This is a genomic window from Streptomyces sp. NPDC101181 (assembly GCF_044767975.1).
Lineage (GTDB): Bacteria > Actinomycetota > Actinomycetes > Streptomycetales > Streptomycetaceae > Streptomyces.
The window spans coordinates 1-17931 of sequence record NZ_JBIWOX010000007.1 but is presented as its reverse complement, the minus strand read 5'-3'; the positions used below and the strand labels follow the sequence as shown (position 1 = coordinate 17931).

At 70.7% G+C, this 17931-nt stretch carries 18 protein-coding genes, 1 tRNA gene and 1 pseudogene; 15 read left to right on the top strand and 5 right to left on the bottom strand.

All coding sequences use genetic code 11. The features are described 5' to 3' along the window. Nucleotides 1-7 precede the first annotated feature (7 nt). The 9 genes and pseudogenes from ACIRRU_RS12650 to ACIRRU_RS12610 all read left to right on the top strand — a co-directional run bounded on the left by ACIRRU_RS12650 (nucleotide 8) and on the right by ACIRRU_RS12610 (nucleotide 5088). Nucleotides 8-703, top strand: a complete 696-nt coding sequence (locus ACIRRU_RS12650; protein ID WP_403679174.1) for a DUF2637 domain-containing protein — start codon at nucleotides 8-10, stop codon at nucleotides 701-703. Nucleotides 704-716: 13 nt separating this feature from the next. Next, the gene (locus tag ACIRRU_RS12645) at nucleotides 717-905 is read left to right on the top strand and encodes a mobile element transfer protein (protein ID WP_055559756.1); all 189 of its coding nucleotides are present in this window, start codon (nucleotides 717-719) and stop codon (nucleotides 903-905) included. 20 nt (nucleotides 906-925) lie between these two features. Then, a complete protein-coding gene (locus ACIRRU_RS12640) occupies nucleotides 926-1081 on the top strand; it encodes a hypothetical protein (RefSeq protein ID WP_167398085.1) in 156 nt (51 codons plus the stop codon). A gap of 23 nt (nucleotides 1082-1104) precedes the next feature. Beyond that, nucleotides 1105-1410 (top strand): hypothetical protein, encoded by a 306-nt coding sequence (locus ACIRRU_RS12635; RefSeq protein ID WP_403679171.1) that lies wholly within the window; start codon nucleotides 1105-1107, stop codon nucleotides 1408-1410. A gap of 89 nt (nucleotides 1411-1499) precedes the next feature. After that, nucleotides 1500-2051, top strand: coding sequence for a GGDEF domain-containing protein (locus ACIRRU_RS12630; protein ID WP_403679169.1), 552 nt, complete (start codon nucleotides 1500-1502; stop codon nucleotides 2049-2051). 100 nt (nucleotides 2052-2151) lie between these two features. Beyond that, nucleotides 2152-2343: a hypothetical protein gene (locus ACIRRU_RS12625; RefSeq protein ID WP_403679167.1), complete on the top strand. Its 192-nt coding sequence runs from the start codon at nucleotides 2152-2154 to the stop codon at nucleotides 2341-2343. Further along, a pseudogene (gene repSA, locus ACIRRU_RS12620) lies at nucleotides 2340-3722 on the top strand (replication initiator protein RepSA). The gene ACIRRU_RS12625 and the pseudogene repSA overlap by 4 nt, the downstream one beginning before the upstream one ends. Beyond that, nucleotides 3719-3928: an excisionase family DNA-binding protein gene (locus ACIRRU_RS12615; RefSeq protein WP_403679165.1), complete on the top strand. Its 210-nt coding sequence runs from the start codon at nucleotides 3719-3721 to the stop codon at nucleotides 3926-3928. Before repSA ends, ACIRRU_RS12615 begins: the two are co-directional and overlap by 4 nt. Then, nucleotides 3928-5088 (top strand): tyrosine-type recombinase/integrase, encoded by a 1161-nt coding sequence (locus ACIRRU_RS12610; protein WP_403679163.1) that lies wholly within the window; start codon nucleotides 3928-3930, stop codon nucleotides 5086-5088. Before ACIRRU_RS12615 ends, ACIRRU_RS12610 begins: the two co-directional genes overlap by 1 nt. A gap of 51 nt (nucleotides 5089-5139) precedes the next feature. Here the strand turns inward: ACIRRU_RS12610 and ACIRRU_RS12605 are convergent. After that, nucleotides 5140-5213: transfer RNA gene (locus ACIRRU_RS12605), tRNA-Gly, on the bottom strand. A 575-nt stretch (nucleotides 5214-5788) separates the two neighbouring features. Here ACIRRU_RS12605 and dcd point away from each other — a divergent pair. Next, nucleotides 5789-6364, top strand: a complete 576-nt coding sequence (gene dcd / locus ACIRRU_RS12600) for a dCTP deaminase (RefSeq protein WP_018514096.1) — start codon at nucleotides 5789-5791, stop codon at nucleotides 6362-6364. Between the two features lie 6 nt (nucleotides 6365-6370). Further along, on the top strand, nucleotides 6371-6871 hold the full coding sequence (locus tag ACIRRU_RS12595; protein WP_403679160.1) for a phosphoribosyltransferase: 501 nt from the start codon (nucleotides 6371-6373) through the stop codon (nucleotides 6869-6871). A 126-nt stretch (nucleotides 6872-6997) separates the two neighbouring features. On the opposite strand, the gene ACIRRU_RS12590 is transcribed toward ACIRRU_RS12595, so the two are convergent. The 4 genes from ACIRRU_RS12590 to ACIRRU_RS12575 form a co-directional block, all read right to left on the bottom strand. Then, nucleotides 6998-8011, bottom strand: a complete 1014-nt coding sequence (locus ACIRRU_RS12590; RefSeq protein WP_403679158.1) for a Yip1 family protein — start codon at nucleotides 8009-8011, stop codon at nucleotides 6998-7000. A 127-nt stretch (nucleotides 8012-8138) separates the two neighbouring features. Beyond that, entirely contained in the window at nucleotides 8139-9422 is a 1284-nt protein-coding gene (locus ACIRRU_RS12585) for a VCBS repeat-containing protein (RefSeq protein ID WP_403679156.1), read from the bottom strand. A 366-nt stretch (nucleotides 9423-9788) separates the two neighbouring features. Next, nucleotides 9789-12071, bottom strand: coding sequence for a heterodisulfide reductase-related iron-sulfur binding cluster (locus tag ACIRRU_RS12580; protein WP_403679154.1), 2283 nt, complete (start codon nucleotides 12069-12071; stop codon nucleotides 9789-9791). Between the two features lie 144 nt (nucleotides 12072-12215). Then, nucleotides 12216-12890: a sugar transferase gene (locus ACIRRU_RS12575; protein ID WP_403679152.1), complete on the bottom strand. Its 675-nt coding sequence runs from the start codon at nucleotides 12888-12890 to the stop codon at nucleotides 12216-12218. A 641-nt stretch (nucleotides 12891-13531) separates the two neighbouring features. Here ACIRRU_RS12575 and dnaK point away from each other — a divergent pair. The 4 genes from dnaK (at nucleotide 13532) to ACIRRU_RS12555 (ending at nucleotide 17776) form a co-directional block, all read left to right on the top strand. Then, nucleotides 13532-15394, top strand: a complete 1863-nt coding sequence (dnaK, locus tag ACIRRU_RS12570; protein WP_363203146.1) for a molecular chaperone DnaK — start codon at nucleotides 13532-13534, stop codon at nucleotides 15392-15394. Beyond that, nucleotides 15391-16044 carry a nucleotide exchange factor GrpE gene (gene grpE, locus ACIRRU_RS12565; protein ID WP_363203147.1) on the top strand — a complete coding sequence of 218 codons (654 nt, stop codon included), beginning with the start codon at nucleotides 15391-15393 and terminating at the stop codon, nucleotides 16042-16044. The genes dnaK and grpE overlap by 4 nt, the downstream gene beginning before the upstream one ends. A gap of 96 nt (nucleotides 16045-16140) precedes the next feature. Continuing rightward, nucleotides 16141-17331 (top strand): molecular chaperone DnaJ, encoded by a 1191-nt coding sequence (dnaJ, locus tag ACIRRU_RS12560; protein ID WP_403679150.1) that lies wholly within the window; start codon nucleotides 16141-16143, stop codon nucleotides 17329-17331. A gap of 1 nt (nucleotide 17332) precedes the next feature. Continuing rightward, a complete protein-coding gene (locus tag ACIRRU_RS12555; RefSeq protein WP_384335911.1) occupies nucleotides 17333-17776 on the top strand; it encodes a heat shock protein transcriptional repressor HspR in 444 nt (147 codons plus the stop codon). Nucleotides 17777-17931 lie beyond the last annotated feature (155 nt).

Here is a 17931-nt window from a genome sequence, read left to right as displayed (position 1 = left end):
GCCTGCCATGCGGTCATCGCTCCGCCTGGACGCCGTACTCGTCCAAGCCGTGATCGCCGGTGCACTGTCCTTCTCCCACCTCCATGATTTGGCCCAGGCCGCCGGGCAGAGCGGCTGGAAGGCGTGGGCTTACCCGGTCTCCGTGGACTTGCTCCTCGTCGCCTCCTGGCACCGGCTCCGCACCCTGCGGAACACCGACGCGCCCCGGCAGGCCGCATGGGTCTGGTTCACCGTCGCCCTCGCTGCCTCGCTCGGGGCGAACGTCGCCACCGCCGGACTGCTCGACCTGGCGGACGTGCCCGACTGGCTCCGCATCCTCGTCGCTGGTTGGCCGGCACTCGCCTTCCTCGGCGGAACGCTCCTGGCCCACTCGCCGGTCCCGATGTCGCAGCAGGACGAAGTGGCCCCGGTTCCGGATGAAGCCGATGAAGGGCGCGACCAGCCCGACCGCCCGGCGCCCGTGCGCGACCTGCCCGCCCCGCCCGAACCGGCGCAACCGGAGCTGGAAGCCATCGACCCGACCACCACCGCGCCCGCTCTCCCGGCAGTTCCGCCCGTGCCTCCGGCTCTCATCGCCCATGCCCGCAAGCTCGCCGACAGCCACCAGGCCGCGACGGGCCACGCAATCGACCGGGACACCCTCCGCTCCCGCCTGGGAGTCCCCGCCCCGATGGCCGACGCCATCGCCGCCCAACTCGCTTGAAGGAGGTGACTCCATGGCCCGCACCCGCTTCTGGGACGTCGACCGCATCGGTCCCGTCCAGATCGGCACCCACCGCGACCGCCACGGCCGCGACGCCCACGCCGCCGCCTGCACGGCCCCCGGCTGCGACTGGTCCGCCGACTACCTGAACCGCCCTTCGGCCGAACTGGCCGCCCGCACCCACCGCTGCAATGCCCGCTGATCACGGAGGAGATCACCGTCATGGACGTTCCGCTCTGGCTCGCCCTGGTCGCCGTCGGCGCTCTCGGCATCAAGCTCATCCGCCCGCCGCTGTGGCTGGTCGCCGTCCTCCTCTTCGGCGGCTACCTCCTCGCGGACAGCTTCCTCGCACCCGCCATCGACAGCTTCGCCAAGTAGCCAGCCCAGAAGGGAGAACCACCGTGCTCACGCCCAAGTACCCGCAGTCTGATACCCACACCTTCACCACCGCGAGCCCCAACGCCGTCTCGGCTGCAGCCCCGATCGAGCGCTTCCACCAGTCGGCCCCCGCCGTCGCGCCCACCCGGTCCGGAGTGGTCGACGCCGTCCGCGCCAACCCCGTGGTCGCCATCACCGGAACCCTCGCGGTCGGTGCGGTCGTGACTTCGATGCTCCTCGCCGTCGCCATCACCGCGCTCGCTCTGTCCGTCAGCGGTGTCGTGCTCCTGGTCCTCGTACGCATCCTCCGCCAGGAACTGAACCGCTGACCGGCCTCCGGGCGGTGCCACAAGCCGCCAAGCATCGCTGCCGCCCGGACGGCCCACACAACCCCTTCCAACCGCATCGAAGGAGAACCGTGGACACGCAAGCGCTCGCCCTCGCATTACCGCTCATCGGCTGGGCCTCCCACACCGCTCTGCTCACCCACCGGCTCGCCACCGCCCGCCGGGACCCGCTCACCGGCCTGCGCACCCGCGCCGGATGGACCGTCCTCGCCGAACGCGTCATCCGCCGGCACCGGGACGCCGTCGTCCTGCTGCTCGACCTCGACGACTTCAAGAACCTCAACGACACCCACGGCCACGCAGCCGGGGACGTCGCCTTGGCCGTCACCGCCGATCGCCTCACCACCTGGGGCGGCCGCCACGGCATCGCCGGACGCCTCGGCGGAGACGAGTTCGTCGCCATCGCCCGCCAGGCCCCGGACCTCGACAGCCTCCACCACCTCCTGCGCCAGCCCGTCACCCACGCGGGGCACCGGCTCCCGGTCTCCGTCTCGGTCGGCTCCTGCCGCCTCACGGACCTGCCGGTCCGCAGCCTCTCCGACGCGCTCGCTGCGGCTGACTCCGCCATGTACGCGGCCAAGGGTTCGACCGGCCGACGCGGGACCCGGCCGTTCTCGCACTGATCCAGCTCTGACCGGCCTCCGGACGGCGCACAAGCCGCCAAGCATCGCCGCCGTCCGGACGGTCCGGCCCCTTCCAACCGCAATCGAAAGGACCACCATCATGGCCCAGCACACCCCTGCCCGGACGCGCATCTGCCCGGACTGCGACGGCTTCCCCGCCGTCGCCATCGACACCGGGACACTCCTGGACGACGGCACCCGCGCCACCCTCAAGGTCACCTGCCGCCGCTGCCGGGGCACCGGCTCGACCCGCGCCGTCCCCGCCCCGGTCGTCCAGCGGGAGCACGCGTGACGGACACCGCGACCCTCGCGGGCCTCGACCCGGCCACCCTCGGCGATCTGCTGCGGGTGGCCGGGTCCACCGGCTTCGACCGCTGGCGGGACCAGGTCCGCCGTACCGGTGGCTGCTCCAACCCCATCCACCTGTCCGGCTGAACGCTCACCAAGGACAGGGCCACCGGCGAGGCCCTGCACCGCTACTCGACCAGCACCGAGCCCGGCGGACGGCTCCGCGTCGCCTGCGGCAACCGCCGTGCCTCCCGCTGCCCGGCCTGCGCCTGGACCTACTCCGCCGACACCTACCACCTGATCCGCGCCGGGCTCGCGGGCGACCAGGACAAGGACGTCCCCGCCACCGTCCGCGACCATCCGCGCGTCTTCGCCACGCTCACCGCCCCCTCGTTCGGCCCGGTCCACAACCGGCCTGACACGGGCCGGTGTCGTTGCGGCACGGCTCACGCCCAGGAGGACCACGCCCTCGGCACGCCGCTCGACCCCGACACGTACGACTACGCGGGAGCGGTCCTCTTCAACAACCACGCCGGGAATCTGTGGCAGCGCTTCTCCAACCGGCTCCGCCGCGAGATCGCTGCCCGCGCCGGGCTCACCCAACGCGAACTCAAGGAAGTGGCACGGGTCTCGTACGGCAAGGTCGCCGAGTTCCAGAAGCGCGGGGCCGTCCACTTCCATGCCGTGGTCCGCCTCGATGGACCGGACGGAGCTGATAGCCCGCCGCCCTCCTGGGCCTCGGTGCAGCTGCTCAGCGACGCGATCCGCGCCGCCGCCGCGCACGCCTATACGACCATCACCGTCCCGGCCGCCGCCGGCCAACCTGCCCGCCCGCTCCGCTGGGGCACCCAGCTCGACATCCGGCCCATCCGCGCCTTCGACGCCGGGACCGACATCACCGAACAGGCCGTCGCCTCCTACGTCGCCAAGTACGCCACCAAGGCCGCCGAGACGACCGGCACCGTCGACCGCCGCATCGGCAACCGCGAGGCTCTGGTCCTCCTCGACGTACCCGACCACCCGCGCCGCCTCATCGAAGCCTGCTTCGACCTCGATCCGCTCTACCCAGACCGGCGACTACGGGCCTGGGCCCACATGCTCGGCTTCCGCGGCCACTTCTCCTCCAAGTCCCGCCGCTACTCGACCACCCTCGGCGCGCTCCGTCAGGTCCGCGCGGACTACCGAGCCGCCCAGCAGCGCGAAGAACTCGGCCTGCCCGACCCCGACCAAGACCCGACCGTCCTCGTCCTCACCGACTGGCAGTACGTCGGACAGGGCCACGGCCCCGGCGAATCCGTCCTCGCCGCCTCGATCGCCAGAGACCTGCAGCTCAACCGAGAAACCGCCCGCGAAGCCCTCGTCATGGAAGGAGAACGGTCGTGACTGACCCCCTGCTCACCGTCGACCAAGCCGCCGAACGCCTCGGCACCACCGCCCGCTTCCCGCGCCGCCTCATCGCCGAACGCCGCATCGCCTTCGTCAAGGTCGGCAGCCACGTACGCATAAAGGAGAGCGTCCTGGCGGCCTACATCGAGGGCAACACCGTCCAGCCCATCCGCCGCCGCTCGCGCTACGGGAGGGCCGCCTGATGGGGAACGCGAAGGGAAGCCGCCGGCGCTTCGGTGCCGTGCGTCAGTACCGGTCCGGCCGCTGGACCGCGAGCTACCGGGGCCCGGACGGACAGGAGTTCCGTGCGCCCGAGACCTTCGAGACGAAGAAGGACGCCGAGGTGTGGCTCTCCCAGGTCGAGGCGGACCTCACCCGTGGCAACTGGCAGGACCCGGATGCCGGGGCGGTGAACTTCAAGGAGTACGCCCTCCAGTGGGTCGATGAGCGCGGTCTCTCCGCGACGACCGACGAGCTGTACCGGCGGCTCCTACGGCTTCATGTCCTGCCCACCTTCGAGGACCTGGACCTGGACGAGATCACTGCGCCCCGTGTCCGTACCTGGCGGACCGAACGGCTCTCGTCGACCGGGGCCGCCACGACCGTGGCCAAGTCGTACCGGCTGCTCAAGGCCATTATGGAAACCGCGGTCGATGACGAGCTGATCCGGCGCAACCCATGCCGTATCAAGGGCGCCGGGAAGGAGTCGTCCGCCGAACGCCAGATCGCCACTGTCGCCCAGGTCGACGCGCTCGCCAATGCCCTCGGCCCTCGGTGGCGGCTGATGGTCTTCCTTGGCGCGTACGGACCTATGAGGCCGGAGGAACAGGCCGAGCTGCGACGCAGGGATGTGGACCTGGACCAGATGACCATCCGCGTGCGCATGGCTGCCCCGGAGCTGACCACCGGCCGCCGCGCTCCCGGCGACACCAAGTCGGAAGCGGGTAAGCGCGTCGTGGTTCTGCCGGCCTTTCTCCGGACCGACCTCCGACGTCACCTGGACTGGTACGCCGAGAAGGGACCGGATGGGCTGCTGTTCGTGGGGGAGAAGGGCAAGCCGTTCCGCCGGTCGACTTTCGGGCGGAAGTGGCGCAAGGCCCGTGTGGCCGTTGGGATGCCGGACGGCTTCCGCTTCTACGACCTCCGGCACACGGGGCACACGCTCGCCACCCGATCCGGGGCCACCCTCAAGGACACGATGGTCCGGGCCGGGCAGTCCTCGGAGAAGGCCGCGATGATCTACCAGCACTCCGACCTTGAGCGTCAGCAGGAAGTGGCCGGCGGCCTGGACGATCTCGTGCGCGCCGACCGCGCGAAGGCCAAGGACAAGCCTTCTGGTGCGGATCTGGTGCGCGACGCCTGAAGTGGTCCAGACAACAAACAAGGCCCGGGTCGATGACCTGGGCCTTAGTCGTGGAGCGGGTGACGAGAATCGAACTCGCGCTCTGAGCTTGGGAAGCTCATGTTCTACCATTAAACTACACCCGCGAAGCGTGCCGATGATCACCGGCGCTGCACCGCTCATCACTCTACCCCATGTCAGGCCCCCGGCGAATGTGCCGCGGGGCCTCCTCGCCGTGCGTGCCGTATGGGGGGCGGGAGTTGGGGGCGTAGGTTGGGTGGGCGGAGTGCCGTGCGGTGTGGCGTCCTGTTCATCCCCTAATGTGGCTTTCTCGTCCATATGGAATTGGGGAAGGGACTTGATGCAGTCGATGGAGCGCACCCTCGTCCGCTGTGCCGACGGGCACGTTTTCGCTACCTCGTCGTTCCCGATGCAGCAGCTCGGGGCCGGTCGGATCGGGCCGGGGCGGTTGATCCGGTGTCCTCGGTGTGCCCGGTTGCGGCAGGCCGTGCCGGTGGCGTTCGAGAAGCGGTAGCAGCCGGAGCAGCTGGAGTAGTTCGAGTAGCTGGAGCGGGGATCCGGGGACGCCCTGGAGGCAGGGCGGCGGTAGGAGCGGCAGGGGTCGGAACGGTCCGTCGGCGCGTTGAGCGATGGCGGGCTGGGGCCGTGTGCGTGGTGGTCCGGTTGGGGTGGGGTCGGGCGTTCTGCGTATCCTCGGGGCGTGCTTCTCTCAGACAAGGACATCCGGGCCGAGATCGACGCCGGGCGAGTCCGTATCGATCCGTACGACCCTTCGATGGTGCAGCCGTCGAGCATCGACGTGCGGCTCGACCGCTACTTCCGGGTGTTCGAGAACCACCGGTATCCGCACATCGATCCCGCCGTGGAGCAGCCCGACCTGACGCGGACCGTCGAGCCGGAGGGGGACGAGGCGTTCATCCTGCACCCGGGCGAGTTCGTGCTGGCGTCCACGTACGAGGTGATCTCGCTCCCCGACGATCTGGCCTCGAGGCTGGAGGGCAAGAGTTCGCTCGGGCGGCTCGGGCTGGTGACGCACTCGACGGCCGGGTTCATCGACCCCGGGTTCTCCGGTCACGTGACCCTGGAGCTGTCGAACCTCGCGACCCTGCCGATAAAGCTGTGGCCTGGGATGAAGATCGGGCAGCTGTGTCTGTTCAGGCTGACCTCGTCCGCCGAGTTCCCCTACGGCTCCGAGCGGTACGAGTCGCGGTACCAGGGGCAGCGGGGGCCAACGGCCTCGCGGTCCTTCCAGAACTTCCATCGGACCCAGGTGTGATCAACCATGGCGAGTGACGTGCGGGAAAACCTGACCTACGAGGGCTTCGGGCGCGCCGTGCGCGAGCTGGCCCAGGCCGTCGCCGACGACGGGTACGAGCCCGATGTCGTCCTCAGCATCGCCCGGGGCGGCGTGTTCGTCGCGGGCGGGCTCGCCTACGCCCTCGACTGCAAGAACATCCACCTGGTGAACGTGGAGTTCTACACCGGCGTCGGGACGACCCTGGAGATGCCGGTCATGCTGGCGCCCGTCCCCAACGTGATCGACTTCTCCGACAAGAAGGTCCTGATCGCCGACGACGTCGCCGACACCGGCAAGACGCTCAAGCTGGTCCACGACTTCTGCGTCGACCACGTCGCCGAGGTCCGCAGCGCCGTCATCTACGAGAAGTCCCACTCCCTCGTGAAGTGCGAGTACGTGTGGAAGAAGACCGACCAGTGGATCAACTTCCCCTGGTCCGTCGAGAAGCCCGTCGTTCGGCGGGACGGGCAGATCCTTGACGCCTAGGTCAGGTCTTCCGCCCCTGCTCGGGTCAGGTGTCGCGGTCCTGCTCGGGGGCAGGTTTCCCGCCTCTGCCTGGTCGCAGCCGAAAGGCCCCGGAGCGCGCCGGCGCTCCGGGGCCTTCCGCTTCGCTCAGATCGTGCCCAGCTTGATGATCGACAGCAGCGCGATCAGCTGGATCGCCGACGCCCCCAGCGCCTTCGGCCAGGGCAGGTCGTGCGACTTGCTCACCATCGAGGTGAACAGCGCCCCGGCCGCCAGCCAGGTGAGCCAGCCCAGGATCTGGACCAGGGAGTTCTCGCCGCCCAGGAAGACGGCGAAGAGCAGGCGCGGCGCGTCCGTGATCGACATGATCAGCATCGACAGGCCCACCGTCGGCTGCCACGCGCCCGTACCGCCGAGCTGGCGGGCCAGGGTGTGGGTCACCGCGCCGAGGACCAGGCCGCCGATGACGAAGCCGACGCCGGTGAACAGGACGTACGGCACGGCCGTCGAGATCGTCGCGTTGATCGCCTCGTCGCGGGCCTTGTCGAAGCCGAAGATCGCGAGCAGGCCGTAGAGGAACGTGACGATCAGCGCCGGGCCCCAGACCGGGTAGTCCCGCATCTGCCAGAACGTCGGGCCGGGACGCGTCACGATGCCGGTCAGCAGCTCCTTCCAGCGCAGCTGCGGGCCCGCCGGCTGGGCGGGAGCGTGACCGGCGCGGTAGGTGTTGCCGTCGCCGTACGGGTCCTCGTCGACGCGGAACGCCTGCGTGTGGCCCGGGTTGTTGGCGTACGGGTCGTGGGGCGCGGGGTCCGCGTACGGGTCGCCGAAGTACTCCGGTTCGCCGTGTCCGCCACCCCCGTGGTGTCCGCCGCCGTGGTGATGGCCGCCGTGGCCCTGCCCGCCCTGCCCGCCCTGCCCGCCGTGTCCGTATCCGCCCTGGGCTTGCGGGGTGTAGCCGCCCGCGTTGTACGGGGCGCCCTGCGGGGCTCCGTACGGCGGTGGTGCGGCGCCGTTGCCGGGGCCGTCTCCGGCCGGCGGCCACGGCTGATCACCGTACGGCGGCTGTGCTGCCTGCCCTCCGTACGGCTGCTGCCGCTGCTGCTGCGGTTGTTGCGGGGTGCGGTTGTCCCGGCCGCGTCCGATCCTGAATCCAGCCACCCGTCGAACGTACCTGGTCCCCGGCGGTGCGGGGTGGGGGCCCGGGGAACCTGCCCGCCATTGCTGCCTAGCTGTGACATCCCCTAGGGGCCGTCGACGGGGTGGGAGGGCCGGTCTCAGGGGGAGTTCAGGGCAGGAACAGCGTCGTGGAGAAGACGGCCAATGGGCTCTTCGTGTTACCGGCCGGGTAGAGGGCGATCAGGTCCTGCCGCTCTCCCCGGGATGTCCGCACCACCGTGTCCGGCCTGCGGTCGCCGTCGTAGTCGCCGTGCGCCAGAAGGGTGGTGTGCGCGTCGCTCGGGTAGGCCGCCGGGTCCGTCGCGTTCAGCGGCGCGCTGGGAAGTCTCTCCGCCGTGAACGTGTACGGGCCGCCCCCGCGCGCCGGGCCCCGCGCGGAGCCGAGCAGCAGGGTGCCCCTGCCCGCCCGGCCGGGCTCATGCGGGCGGGTGGCGGCGACAAGGTCGTCGTAGCCGTCCCCGTCGGTGTCCTCCCGGGGTTCGGGGGCGTAGAGGTACGGGCCGCCGCCGGGCAGCAGTTCCGCGCCGCGCGACGCCCCGGCGCGGGTGAAGGGGCCGGTCAGGAACGTGACCTGTCCCGCGCTCGCGGTGACCGCGAGGTCGCTCCGGCCGTCGCCGTCGAAGTCGTCGCACACCGGCCGCTCGGGCCACTCGGTGCCGGATCGGGCCGTATGCGGGATGCGAAGGGTGACCGCCGTGCCGGTCAGGCCCTCGGGCGAGCCGAAGAGGATCTGGAGAGGGACGGGCGGGGCGCCGACGCCGTTGTACGGGGGGTCGGTGGAGACGATCAGGTCCGTGAACCCGTCCCGGTCCAGGTCGCAGGCCGCCTCCGACTCGAACGCGACGGGCAGCGTGTCGCCGGACTTCGCCGCGTTCGCGCGGGCGCTCAGCAGCTGCCGGGCGGCCGGGTCCAGGGGGCGGTCCGCGGTGCCGTAGACGATGCCGATGCCCGCGTCGTCGCCGTGGCTGTCCTTCGGGGCCTTGACCAGGTCGTCGATGACCAGGTCGCGGTGGCCGTCGCCGTTGAAGTCGTACGGGACGCGGCTGCCGGTGCCGCGGGGCACGGGGATGCGGGGGGTGCCCGCCGGATAAGCCGATGACGTGGCCGGGGACTCAGCGTGCGCCTCGGCTCGCGCTTCCGGTGGGGTGTCACCGTTCTTGCCGGAGAGCCCGGCGGAATCGGTGGACCTGCCGGACTCCGCGGACTTGCCGGACTCCGCGGACCCTGAGGAACCCGCGGGCCGGGGGGACTCGGCGGGCCCGGAAGGGGGCGGGCTGGTGCCGCAGGCCGTGAGCGTCAGGAGCAGGGCCGCGCAGGCCGTGGTGGTGAGGGCGGTGAGCGTCGGACCGGCGGCCGTGGCCCGTCTCTTCTGGTGCGTGTTGCGTGTGCGCACGGGCCGCCCTCGTTCGTCGGTGGGTGCTCTGCCGGTCTGCCGGTCTGCCGGTTCGCCCTCGGCTCCTGGCCCCGGCTTTCTGCCGTCTGCCGGTTGCCGTGTCCGCGGGGGCGATCCGGTTCGGCCGGGGCGGCGGTTCCCGGCCGCCCGGTTCGGGCTGGTCCGACGCCCGCGGTCCCGGGCACATGATGCTCCAGATGCCTCGTCCCGTACATGGCCGGGCTCACATGCGACCGCCCCCCCCGGGGGATACGTAGCCGGACCGGGCCGGAAGTCATTGCCGGGCCGGGCCCGGCGCCACCACGCGGAAGCGGCCGGTCCTGCCCCCGAGGCAGGTCCGGCCGCTCATCGCGCTGGCGCGTTACGTCACTGTGCCGGTTCGGGCTCCGGTGCGTCCACCCCGTCCGGCTGCCCGGACGGGTCGACGGGCGTCTTCACGGACTCCAGGAGGAGCTGGGAGACGTCCACGACCTGGATGGACTCCTTGGCCTGACCGTCGTTCTTCTTGCTGTTGACCGAGTCGGTCAGCATGACCAGGCAGAACGGGCAGGCGGTGGAGACGATGTCCGGGTTGAGGGCGAGGGCCTCGTCGACGCGCTCGTTGTTGACGCGCTTGCCGATCCGCTCCTCCATCCACATCCGCGCGCCGCCGGCGCCGCAGCAGAAGCCGCGCTCCTTGTGGCGGTGCATCTCCTCGTTCCGCAGGCCCGGGACCTTCGCGATGATCTCGCGCGGCGGGGTGTAGATCTTGTTGTGACGGCCCAGGTAGCACGGGTCGTGGTAGGTGATCAGGCCCTCGACCGGGGTCACCGGGATCAGCCTGCCCTCGTCGATGAGGTGCTGGAGCAGCTGCGTGTGGTGGATGACCTCGTACTCGCCGCCGAGCTGCGGGTACTCGTTGGCGATCGTGTTGAAGCAGTGCGGGCAGGTCGCGACGATCTTCTTCGACGACTTGGGCTTCTTCGTCTCCGGCTCGACGTTGCCCTCTTCGTCGAAGGACTCGCCGTACGCCATGTTCAGCATGGCCACGTTCTCCTGGCCGAGCTGCTGGAACAGCGGTTCGTTGCCCAGGCGGCGGGCGGAGTCGCCGGTGCACTTCTCGTCGCCGCCCATGATCGCGAACTTGACGCCCGCGATGTGCAGCAGCTCCGCGAAGGCCTTGGTGGTCTTCTTGGCCCGGTCCTCCAGGGCGCCCGCGCAGCCGACCCAGTACAGGTAGTCGACCTCGGTGAGGTCCTCGACGTCCTTGCCGACGATCGGGACCTCGAAGTCGACCTCCTTGGTCCACTCCACGCGGGCCTTCTTGGCCAGACCCCAGGGGTTGCCCTTCTTCTCCAGGTTCTTGAGCATCGTGCCCGCCTCGGACGGGAACGCGGACTCGATCATGACCTGGTAGCGGCGCATGTCGACGATGTGGTCGATGTGCTCGATGTCCACCGGGCACTGCTCGACGCAGGCGCCGCAGGTGGTGCAGGACCACAGGACGTCCGGGTCGATGACGCCGTTCTCCTCGGCCGTGCCGATCAGCGGGCGCTCGGCCTCGGCCAGGGCGGCCGCGGGCACGTCCTTCAGCTGCTCCTCGCCGGCCTTCTCCTCACCCTCCATCGTCTTGCCGCCGCCCGCGAGCAGGTAGGGCGCCTTGGCGTGGGCGTGGTCGCGCAGCGACATGATCAGGAGCTTCGGCGAGAGCGGCTTGCCGGTGTTCCAGGCGGGGCACTGCGACTGGCAGCGGCCGCACTCGGTGCAGGTGGAGAAGTCGAGGATGCCCTTCCAGGAGAACTGCTCGACCTGGGAGACGCCGAAGACCGCGTCCTCGGCCGGGTCCTCCCAGTCGATCTCCTTGCCGCCCGTCGTCATCGGCTGGAGCGCGCCGAGCGCGACCTCGCCGTCCGCGTTCCGCTTGAACCAGATGTTCGGGAAGCCGAGGAACCGGTGCCAGGCGACGCCCATGTTGGTGTTGAGCGAGACCGTGATCATCCAGATCAGCGAGGTGCCGATCTTGACCATCGCGGTGAAGTAGATCAGCGTCTGGAGCGTGGACAGCGACAGGCCCTTGAACGCCAGGACCAGCGGGTACGACACGAAGTAGGCGGCGTCGTAGCTGTCGACGTGGTGGATCGCGCCTTCCAGGCCGCGCAGTACGAGAATCGCCAGGCCGATGGTGAGGATGACGTACTCGACGAAGTACGCCTGCCAGGCCTTCGAGCCCGCGAACCGGGACTTGCGGCCCGCCCGGGAGGGCAGGCTGAGCAGCCGGATCGCCATCAGGATCAGGATGCCCACGACCGTCATCAGGCCGATGAACTCGATGTACATCTCGAACGGCAGGAAGCCGCCGATGACCGGCAGCACCCAGTCGGCCTGGAAGAGCTGCCCGTACGCCTGGGCCAGGGTCGGCGGCAGGGTCAGGAAGCCGATGGCGACGAACCAGTGGGCGAAGCCGACGATGCCCCACCGGTTCATCCGGGTGTGGCCGAGGAACTCCTTGACCAGGGTGATCGTCCGCTGCTTGGGGTCGTCGGTGCGGCTGCCTGCGGGTACCGGCTGTCCGAGACGGACGAAGCGGTAGATCTGCGCGACGGCTCGGCAGATGAGCGCAACGCCGACGACCGTCAGCACCAGCGACACGATGATCGCGGCGAGTTGCATGAGTAGGGCTCCTCGGGCCTGCGAGAGCGGGATCCAGTGACGTACGACTGCCCACTACTACTAAGCAGTAACTTTTATGGTCTGTGCTGACACTATCCACTGAGCCCACCCCGCTGTAGCCGGGTGGGCGGTGATCTGTGTCGCTCAGGTGTGCCTTGGTCGTGCCTCGGTCCGCGCGTCGGCCGGACGGGTCCTCGGGAGGGCCGCCCGCAGGGTGCTGCGTACGGCTTCCGCCAGAATCGCCAGGTTCAGCGCTACTCCATGGTGCTCCGCGTAGTGCTGGTCGAGCAGGGCGGGGTCGTCCCAGGGCAGGTTCGAGCGGGCCCGCACCTGCGCCAGGCCGGTCAGTCCGGGCCGCAGCTCCTGCCGCCACCGCCGCGCCCCGGGGTGCGCCGCCCGGGGGTCGCCCGGGGCCAGCGGGGCGGGGCCGACGAGGGCGAGGTCGCCCCGTACGACGTGGGGGAGCCGGGAGAACAGGTCGAGCCGCAGCCTGCGGGTGCGCAGGCTGCGGAGTGCGAAGACCCTGCCGTCCAGGCCGCTGCGGGGGCGGTGGTCCCAGGCGCCGCCCGGAGTGCGCCGGGCGGTCAGGGCTAGGGCGGCGAGGGCCACGGCGGGGGCGGTCAGCGCCAGCAGGACGGTGCCGAGGGCCAGGTCCAGCAGCCGTTCCGCCGTCACCCGCGGCGTGACGCGGTCCGCCAGGCGCTCGGCCCGGTCCGTCAGGCCGGTGAGGCGGGCGGCGGGGCGGGAGGGGAAGTGGCCGCGGGTGGTGCCCGGGTTCGCCGGACGGCGCGCGGAGGTATGCCGCCGGCGCGGTGGCACCTGGGGTGGCGGCGGCTGCGACGGCGGGGCGGCCGCTGGGGGTGTGGCTGCGGTCGCGCCTGCGCCCGCGCCCAGGGACGAGTCCGCGCCCGGGGCCGAGTTCGCATGCGCGGCCGTACCCAGGGATGCGTTGGTGGGTACAGCCGTACCTGCGGACGTGTCCGCGTGCGTGGCCGGTGGTGCGGGCTGCGGGGGGACCGGGGCCGGTGTGCTCCGGGGGCTCTGCAGGGTCTGGTCCCTCCGCTTCGCCTTCTCGTTCTTCCGCTGTCTGCTCTGTCGTACGCGCCGCTTCCTCGCGTTCTGCATCGCGCGCCCACCCGGGGTTCGAGGGTCGATGGTGTGACGATCCACGGTGAAACCGCCGTTCGCGGACGGTGTGACCGTCTCGCGGCATTTTGTGACAGAACGATCCCACGATGGGACGGTGGGGCGGGTGGTGTGCGCGGGATGTGGGGGGCGTGGCGTGTGCCGGTGCGTCCATGTGGTGCCCGGGGAGCGCCCGCGTGAGGCTCGCACCAGCGCGGATGTGTTCCGTATAAGCACTTAAGTTGAGTCTGCTCGACTCAGGTCTGTTGACTCGGGGAGCGGTGTCGTGCATTCTTGAGTCAGATCCGCTCAAGTAGTCAGTTGGAGGAATTGAAATGGCACGTGCGGTCGGCATCGACCTGGGCACGACTAACTCCGTCGTCAGCGTTCTGGAAGGCGGCGAGCCCACCGTCATCACCAACGCCGAAGGCGCCAGGACCACGCCGTCCGTCGTCGCCTTCGCCAAGAACGGCGAGGTGCTCGTCGGCGAGGTCGCCAAGCGCCAGGCGGTCACCAACGTCGACAGGACCATCCGCTCCGTCAAGCGCCACATGGGCACGGACTGGAAGATCGACCTCGACGGCAAGAGCTTCAACCCGCAGCAGATGAGCGCCTTCATCCTGCAGAAGCTGAAGCGCGACGCCGAGTCGTACCTGGGCGAGAAGGTGACCGACGCGGTCATCACCGTCCCGGCGTACTTCAACGACTCCGAGCGTCAGGCGACCAAGGAGGCCGGTGAGATCGCGGGCCTCAACGTCCTGCGCATCGTCAATGAGCCGACCGCCGCCGCCCTGGCGTACGGCTTGGACAAGGACGACCAGACGATCCTCGTCTTCGACCTCGGTGGCGGCACCTTCGACGTGTCCCTCCTGGAGATCGGTGACGGCGTCGTCGAGGTGAAGGCCACCAACGGCGACAACCACCTCGGTGGTGACGACTGGGACCAGCGCGTCGTCGACTACCTGGTGAAGCAGTTCGCCAACGGGCACGGCGTGGACCTGTCCAAGGACAAGATGGCTCTCCAGCGTCTCCGCGAGGCCGCGGAGAAGGCGAAGATCGAGCTGTCGTCCTCGACCGAGACCACGATCAACCTGCCCTACATCACGGCGTCCGCCGAGGGCCCGCTGCACCTGGACGAGAAGCTCACGCGCTCGCAGTTCCAGCAGCTGACCTCGGACCTGCTGGACCGCTGCAAGACCCCGTTCCACAACGTCATCAAGGACGCGGGCATCCAGCTCTCCGAGATCGACCACGTCGTTCTCGTCGGTGGCTCCACCCGTATGCCCGCCGTCGCCGAGCTCGTCAAGGAGCTGACCGGTGGCCAGGAGGCCAACAAGGGTGTGAACCCGGACGAGGTCGTCGCCATCGGCGCCTCGCTCCAGGCCGGTGTCCTCAAGGGCGAGGTCAAGGACGTCCTGCTCCTCGACGTCACCCCGCTGTCCCTCGGCATCGAGACCAAGGGCGGCATCATGACCAAGCTGATCGAGCGCAACACCACGATCCCGACCAAGCGCTCCGAGATCTTCACGACGGCCGAGGACAACCAGCCGTCCGTCCAGATCCAGGTCTACCAGGGCGAGCGCGAGATCGCGGCGTACAACAAGAAGCTCGGGATGTTCGAGCTGACCGGTCTGCCGCCGGCCCCGCGCGGGGTGCCGCAGATCGAGGTCGCCTTCGACATCGACGCCAACGGCATCATGCACGTCGCCGCCAAGGACCTCGGCACCGGCAAGGAGCAGAAGATGACCGTCACCGGCGGCTCCTCGCTGCCGAAGGACGAGGTCAACCGGATGCGTGAGGAGGCCGAGAAGTACGCGGAGGAGGACCACGCCCGCCGCGAGGCCGCCGAGTCGCGCAACCAGGGCGAGCAGCTCGTCTACCAGACGGAGAAGTTCCTCAAGGACAACGAGGACAAGGTCCCCGCGGACGTCAAGACCGAGGTGGAGACCGCCGTCGGCGAGCTGAAGGAGAAGCTCAAGGGCGAGGACACCGCCGAGATCCGTACGGCCACCGAGAAGGTCGCCGCCGTCTCCCAGAAGCTGGGCCAGGCGATGTACGCCAACGCCCAGGCCGAGGGTGCGACGCCGGGCGCCGAGGCTCCGGGCGACGCCCAGGGCAAGGCCGACGACGACGTCGTCGACGCCGAGATCGTGGACGACGAGAAGGACACCAAGGACACCAAGGGCGGTGCGGCGTGACCGAGGAGACTCCGGGCTTCGAGGAGAAGCCCGACGTCCCCTCCGGCGCCACCCCTGATGACGCCGAGCCGAAGGCCGCCGACCCCTCCGAGGAGGAGGCGGCGGCCCCGGCCGGGGACACCGACCCGACCGTCGGTCTGACGGCCCAGCTGGACCAGGCCCGCACGGCGCTCGGCGAGCGCACCGCGGACCTCCAGCGGCTCCAGGCCGAGTACCAGAACTACCGCCGCCGCGTCGAGCGGGACCGGGTCACGGTCAAGGAGATCGCCGTGGCGAACCTCCTGTCCGAGCTGCTTCCCGTCCTCGACGACGTCGGCCGCGCGCGGGAACACGGCGAGCTGGTCGGCGGCTTCAAGTCGGTGGCCGAGTCGATGGAGACCGTCGTCGCGAAGCTGGGCCTCCAGCAGTTCGGCAAGGAGGGCGAGCCCTTCGACCCGACGATCCACGAGGCCCTGATGCACAGCTACGCGCCGGACGTCACCGAGACGACCTGCGTGGCGATCCTTCAGCCGGGGTATCGCATCGGCGAACGCACCATCCGCCCCGCGCGGGTGGCCGTGGCCGAGCCGCAGCCGGGCGCCACGCCCGCCGCGGCGAAGGAAGAGAAGAAGGCAGACGACGAGGAGAGCGGTGGCACCGAGGAGGCCTGACGGTGATCCGTCCGGCCACCACGGCGCACACCGACCGGCCCGGCGGCCGGCCCACGGGCCGGCCGCTCGGCCGATCGTCCGGAAGGAGGGACGTCGATGAGCACGAAGGACTTCGTCGAGAAGGACTACTACAAGGTCCTCGGCGTCCCCAAGGACGCCACCGACGCCGAGATCAAGAAGGCGTACCGCAAGCTCGCCCGGGAGAACCACCCCGACGCCAACAAGGGCGACACCAAGGCGGAGGAGCGCTTCAAGGAGATCTCCGAGGCGAACGACGTCCTCGGTGACGCCAAGCGGCGCAAGGAGTACGACGAGGCGCGCGCCCTCTTCGGCAACGGCGGCTTCCGCCCCGGCCCCGGTGGTGCGGGCGGCAACTTCAACTTCGACCTGGGCGACCTCTTTGGCGGCGGCGCACCGGGCGGCACCCAGGGCGGCGCGGGCGGCGGCTTCGGCGGCGGGGGCGGTCTCGGCGACGTCTTCGGCGGGCTGTTCAACCGGGGCGGCGCGGGCACCCGCGTCCAGCCGCGGCGCGGCCAGGACATCGAGTCCGAGGTGACGCTCAGCTTCACCGAGGCGGTCGACGGGGCCACGGTCCCGCTGCGGATGTCCAGCCAGGCGCCCTGCAAGGCGTGCTCCGGCACCGGCGACAAGAACGGCACCCCCAGGGTCTGCCCGACCTGCGTCGGCACCGGCCAGGTCTCGCGCGGCAGCGGCGGCGGCTTCTCGCTCACCGACCCCTGCGTCGACTGCAAGGGCCGGGGCCTCATCGCCCAGGACCCCTGCGAGGTGTGCAAGGGCAGCGGCCGGGCGAAGTCGGCCCGGACCATGCAGGTGCGCATCCCCGCGGGCGTCTCCGACGGCCAGCGGATCCGGCTGCGCGGCAAGGGCGGTCCGGGCGAGCGCGGTGGTCCGGCGGGCGATCTGTACGTGGTCGTCCACGTCGGCGCCCACCCGGTCTTCGGCCGCAAGGGCGACAACCTCACGGTCACCGTGCCCGTCACCTTCGTGGAGGCGACGCTCGGCGGCGAGGTGAAGGTCCCCACCCTCGGCGGCCCCCCGGTCACCCTGAAGCTTCCCGCCGGCACCCCCAACGGGCGTACGATGCGCGCCCGGGGCAAGGGAGCGGTGCGCAAGGACGGCTCCCGCGGCGACCTGCTGGTCACCGTGGAGGTGGCGGTCCCCACCTCCCTCGGCGAGGAGGCCAGGGACGCCCTGGACGCCTACCGCGAGGCGACCGCGGACGAGGACCCGCGGGCGGAACTGTTCCAGGCTGCGAAGGGAGCATGAGATGGACGGCCGTCGACGCAATCCGTACCAGCTGACCGACGAGACACCGGTGTACGTGATCTCGATCGCGGCCCAGCTGTCGGGGCTGCACCCGCAGACGCTGCGCCAGTACGACCGTCTCGGCCTGGTCTCCCCGGACCGTACGGCCGGGCGCGGCCGGCGCTACTCCGCCCGCGACATCGAACTGCTGCGCACGGTGCAGCAGTTGTCGCAGGACGAGGGCATCAACCTCGCGGGCATCAAGCGGATCATCGAGCTGGAGAACCAGGTGACCGCGCTCCAGCAGCGCGTCGCCGAACTCTCGGCGGCGGTGGACGGCGCGGCGGTGGCCATGCAGCAGCGCGAGGCCCAGGTGCACGCCTCCTACCGTCGCGATCTGGTGCCCTACCAGGACGTGCAGCAGACCAGCGCGCTGGTGGTGTGGCGGCCGAAGCCGAAGCAGTGAAGCGGTAGGGGCGCGGCGGACGCGGCCCGTACGGGGGAGAGGTACGGGGGCGGGGGGGGGGGGGCGGGCGGGCGCGCGCGCCGCGCCGCCCGCCCGGCGGGCGCCCGCCCCCGGGGACGGCTGGGGGTTGGGTGGGGGGTACCGCGGGCAGGGCC

Bases quoted from the DNA above. Each gene is read 5' to 3' on its own strand.
- ACIRRU_RS12625 (WP_403679167.1), top strand. From the start codon at position 2,152: ATGGCCCAGCACACCCCTGCCCGGACGCGCATCTGCCCGGACTGCGAC.
- dnaK (WP_363203146.1), top strand. From the start codon at position 13,532: ATGGCACGTGCGGTCGGCATCGACCTGGGCACGACTAACTCCGTCGTC.
- ACIRRU_RS12650 (WP_403679174.1), top strand. From the start codon at position 8: ATGCGGTCATCGCTCCGCCTGGACGCCGTACTCGTCCAAGCCGTGATC.
- dnaJ (WP_403679150.1), top strand. From the start codon at position 16,141: ATGAGCACGAAGGACTTCGTCGAGAAGGACTACTACAAGGTCCTCGGC.
- ACIRRU_RS12595 (WP_403679160.1), top strand. From the start codon at position 6,371: ATGGCGAGTGACGTGCGGGAAAACCTGACCTACGAGGGCTTCGGGCGC.
- ACIRRU_RS12580 (WP_403679154.1), bottom strand. From the start codon at position 12,071: ATGCAACTCGCCGCGATCATCGTGTCGCTGGTGCTGACGGTCGTCGGC.
- ACIRRU_RS12640 (WP_167398085.1), top strand. From the start codon at position 926: ATGGACGTTCCGCTCTGGCTCGCCCTGGTCGCCGTCGGCGCTCTCGGC.
- ACIRRU_RS12610 (WP_403679163.1), top strand. From the start codon at position 3,928: ATGGGGAACGCGAAGGGAAGCCGCCGGCGCTTCGGTGCCGTGCGTCAG.
- ACIRRU_RS12645 (WP_055559756.1), top strand. From the start codon at position 717: ATGGCCCGCACCCGCTTCTGGGACGTCGACCGCATCGGTCCCGTCCAG.
- ACIRRU_RS12555 (WP_384335911.1), top strand. From the start codon at position 17,333: ATGGACGGCCGTCGACGCAATCCGTACCAGCTGACCGACGAGACACCG.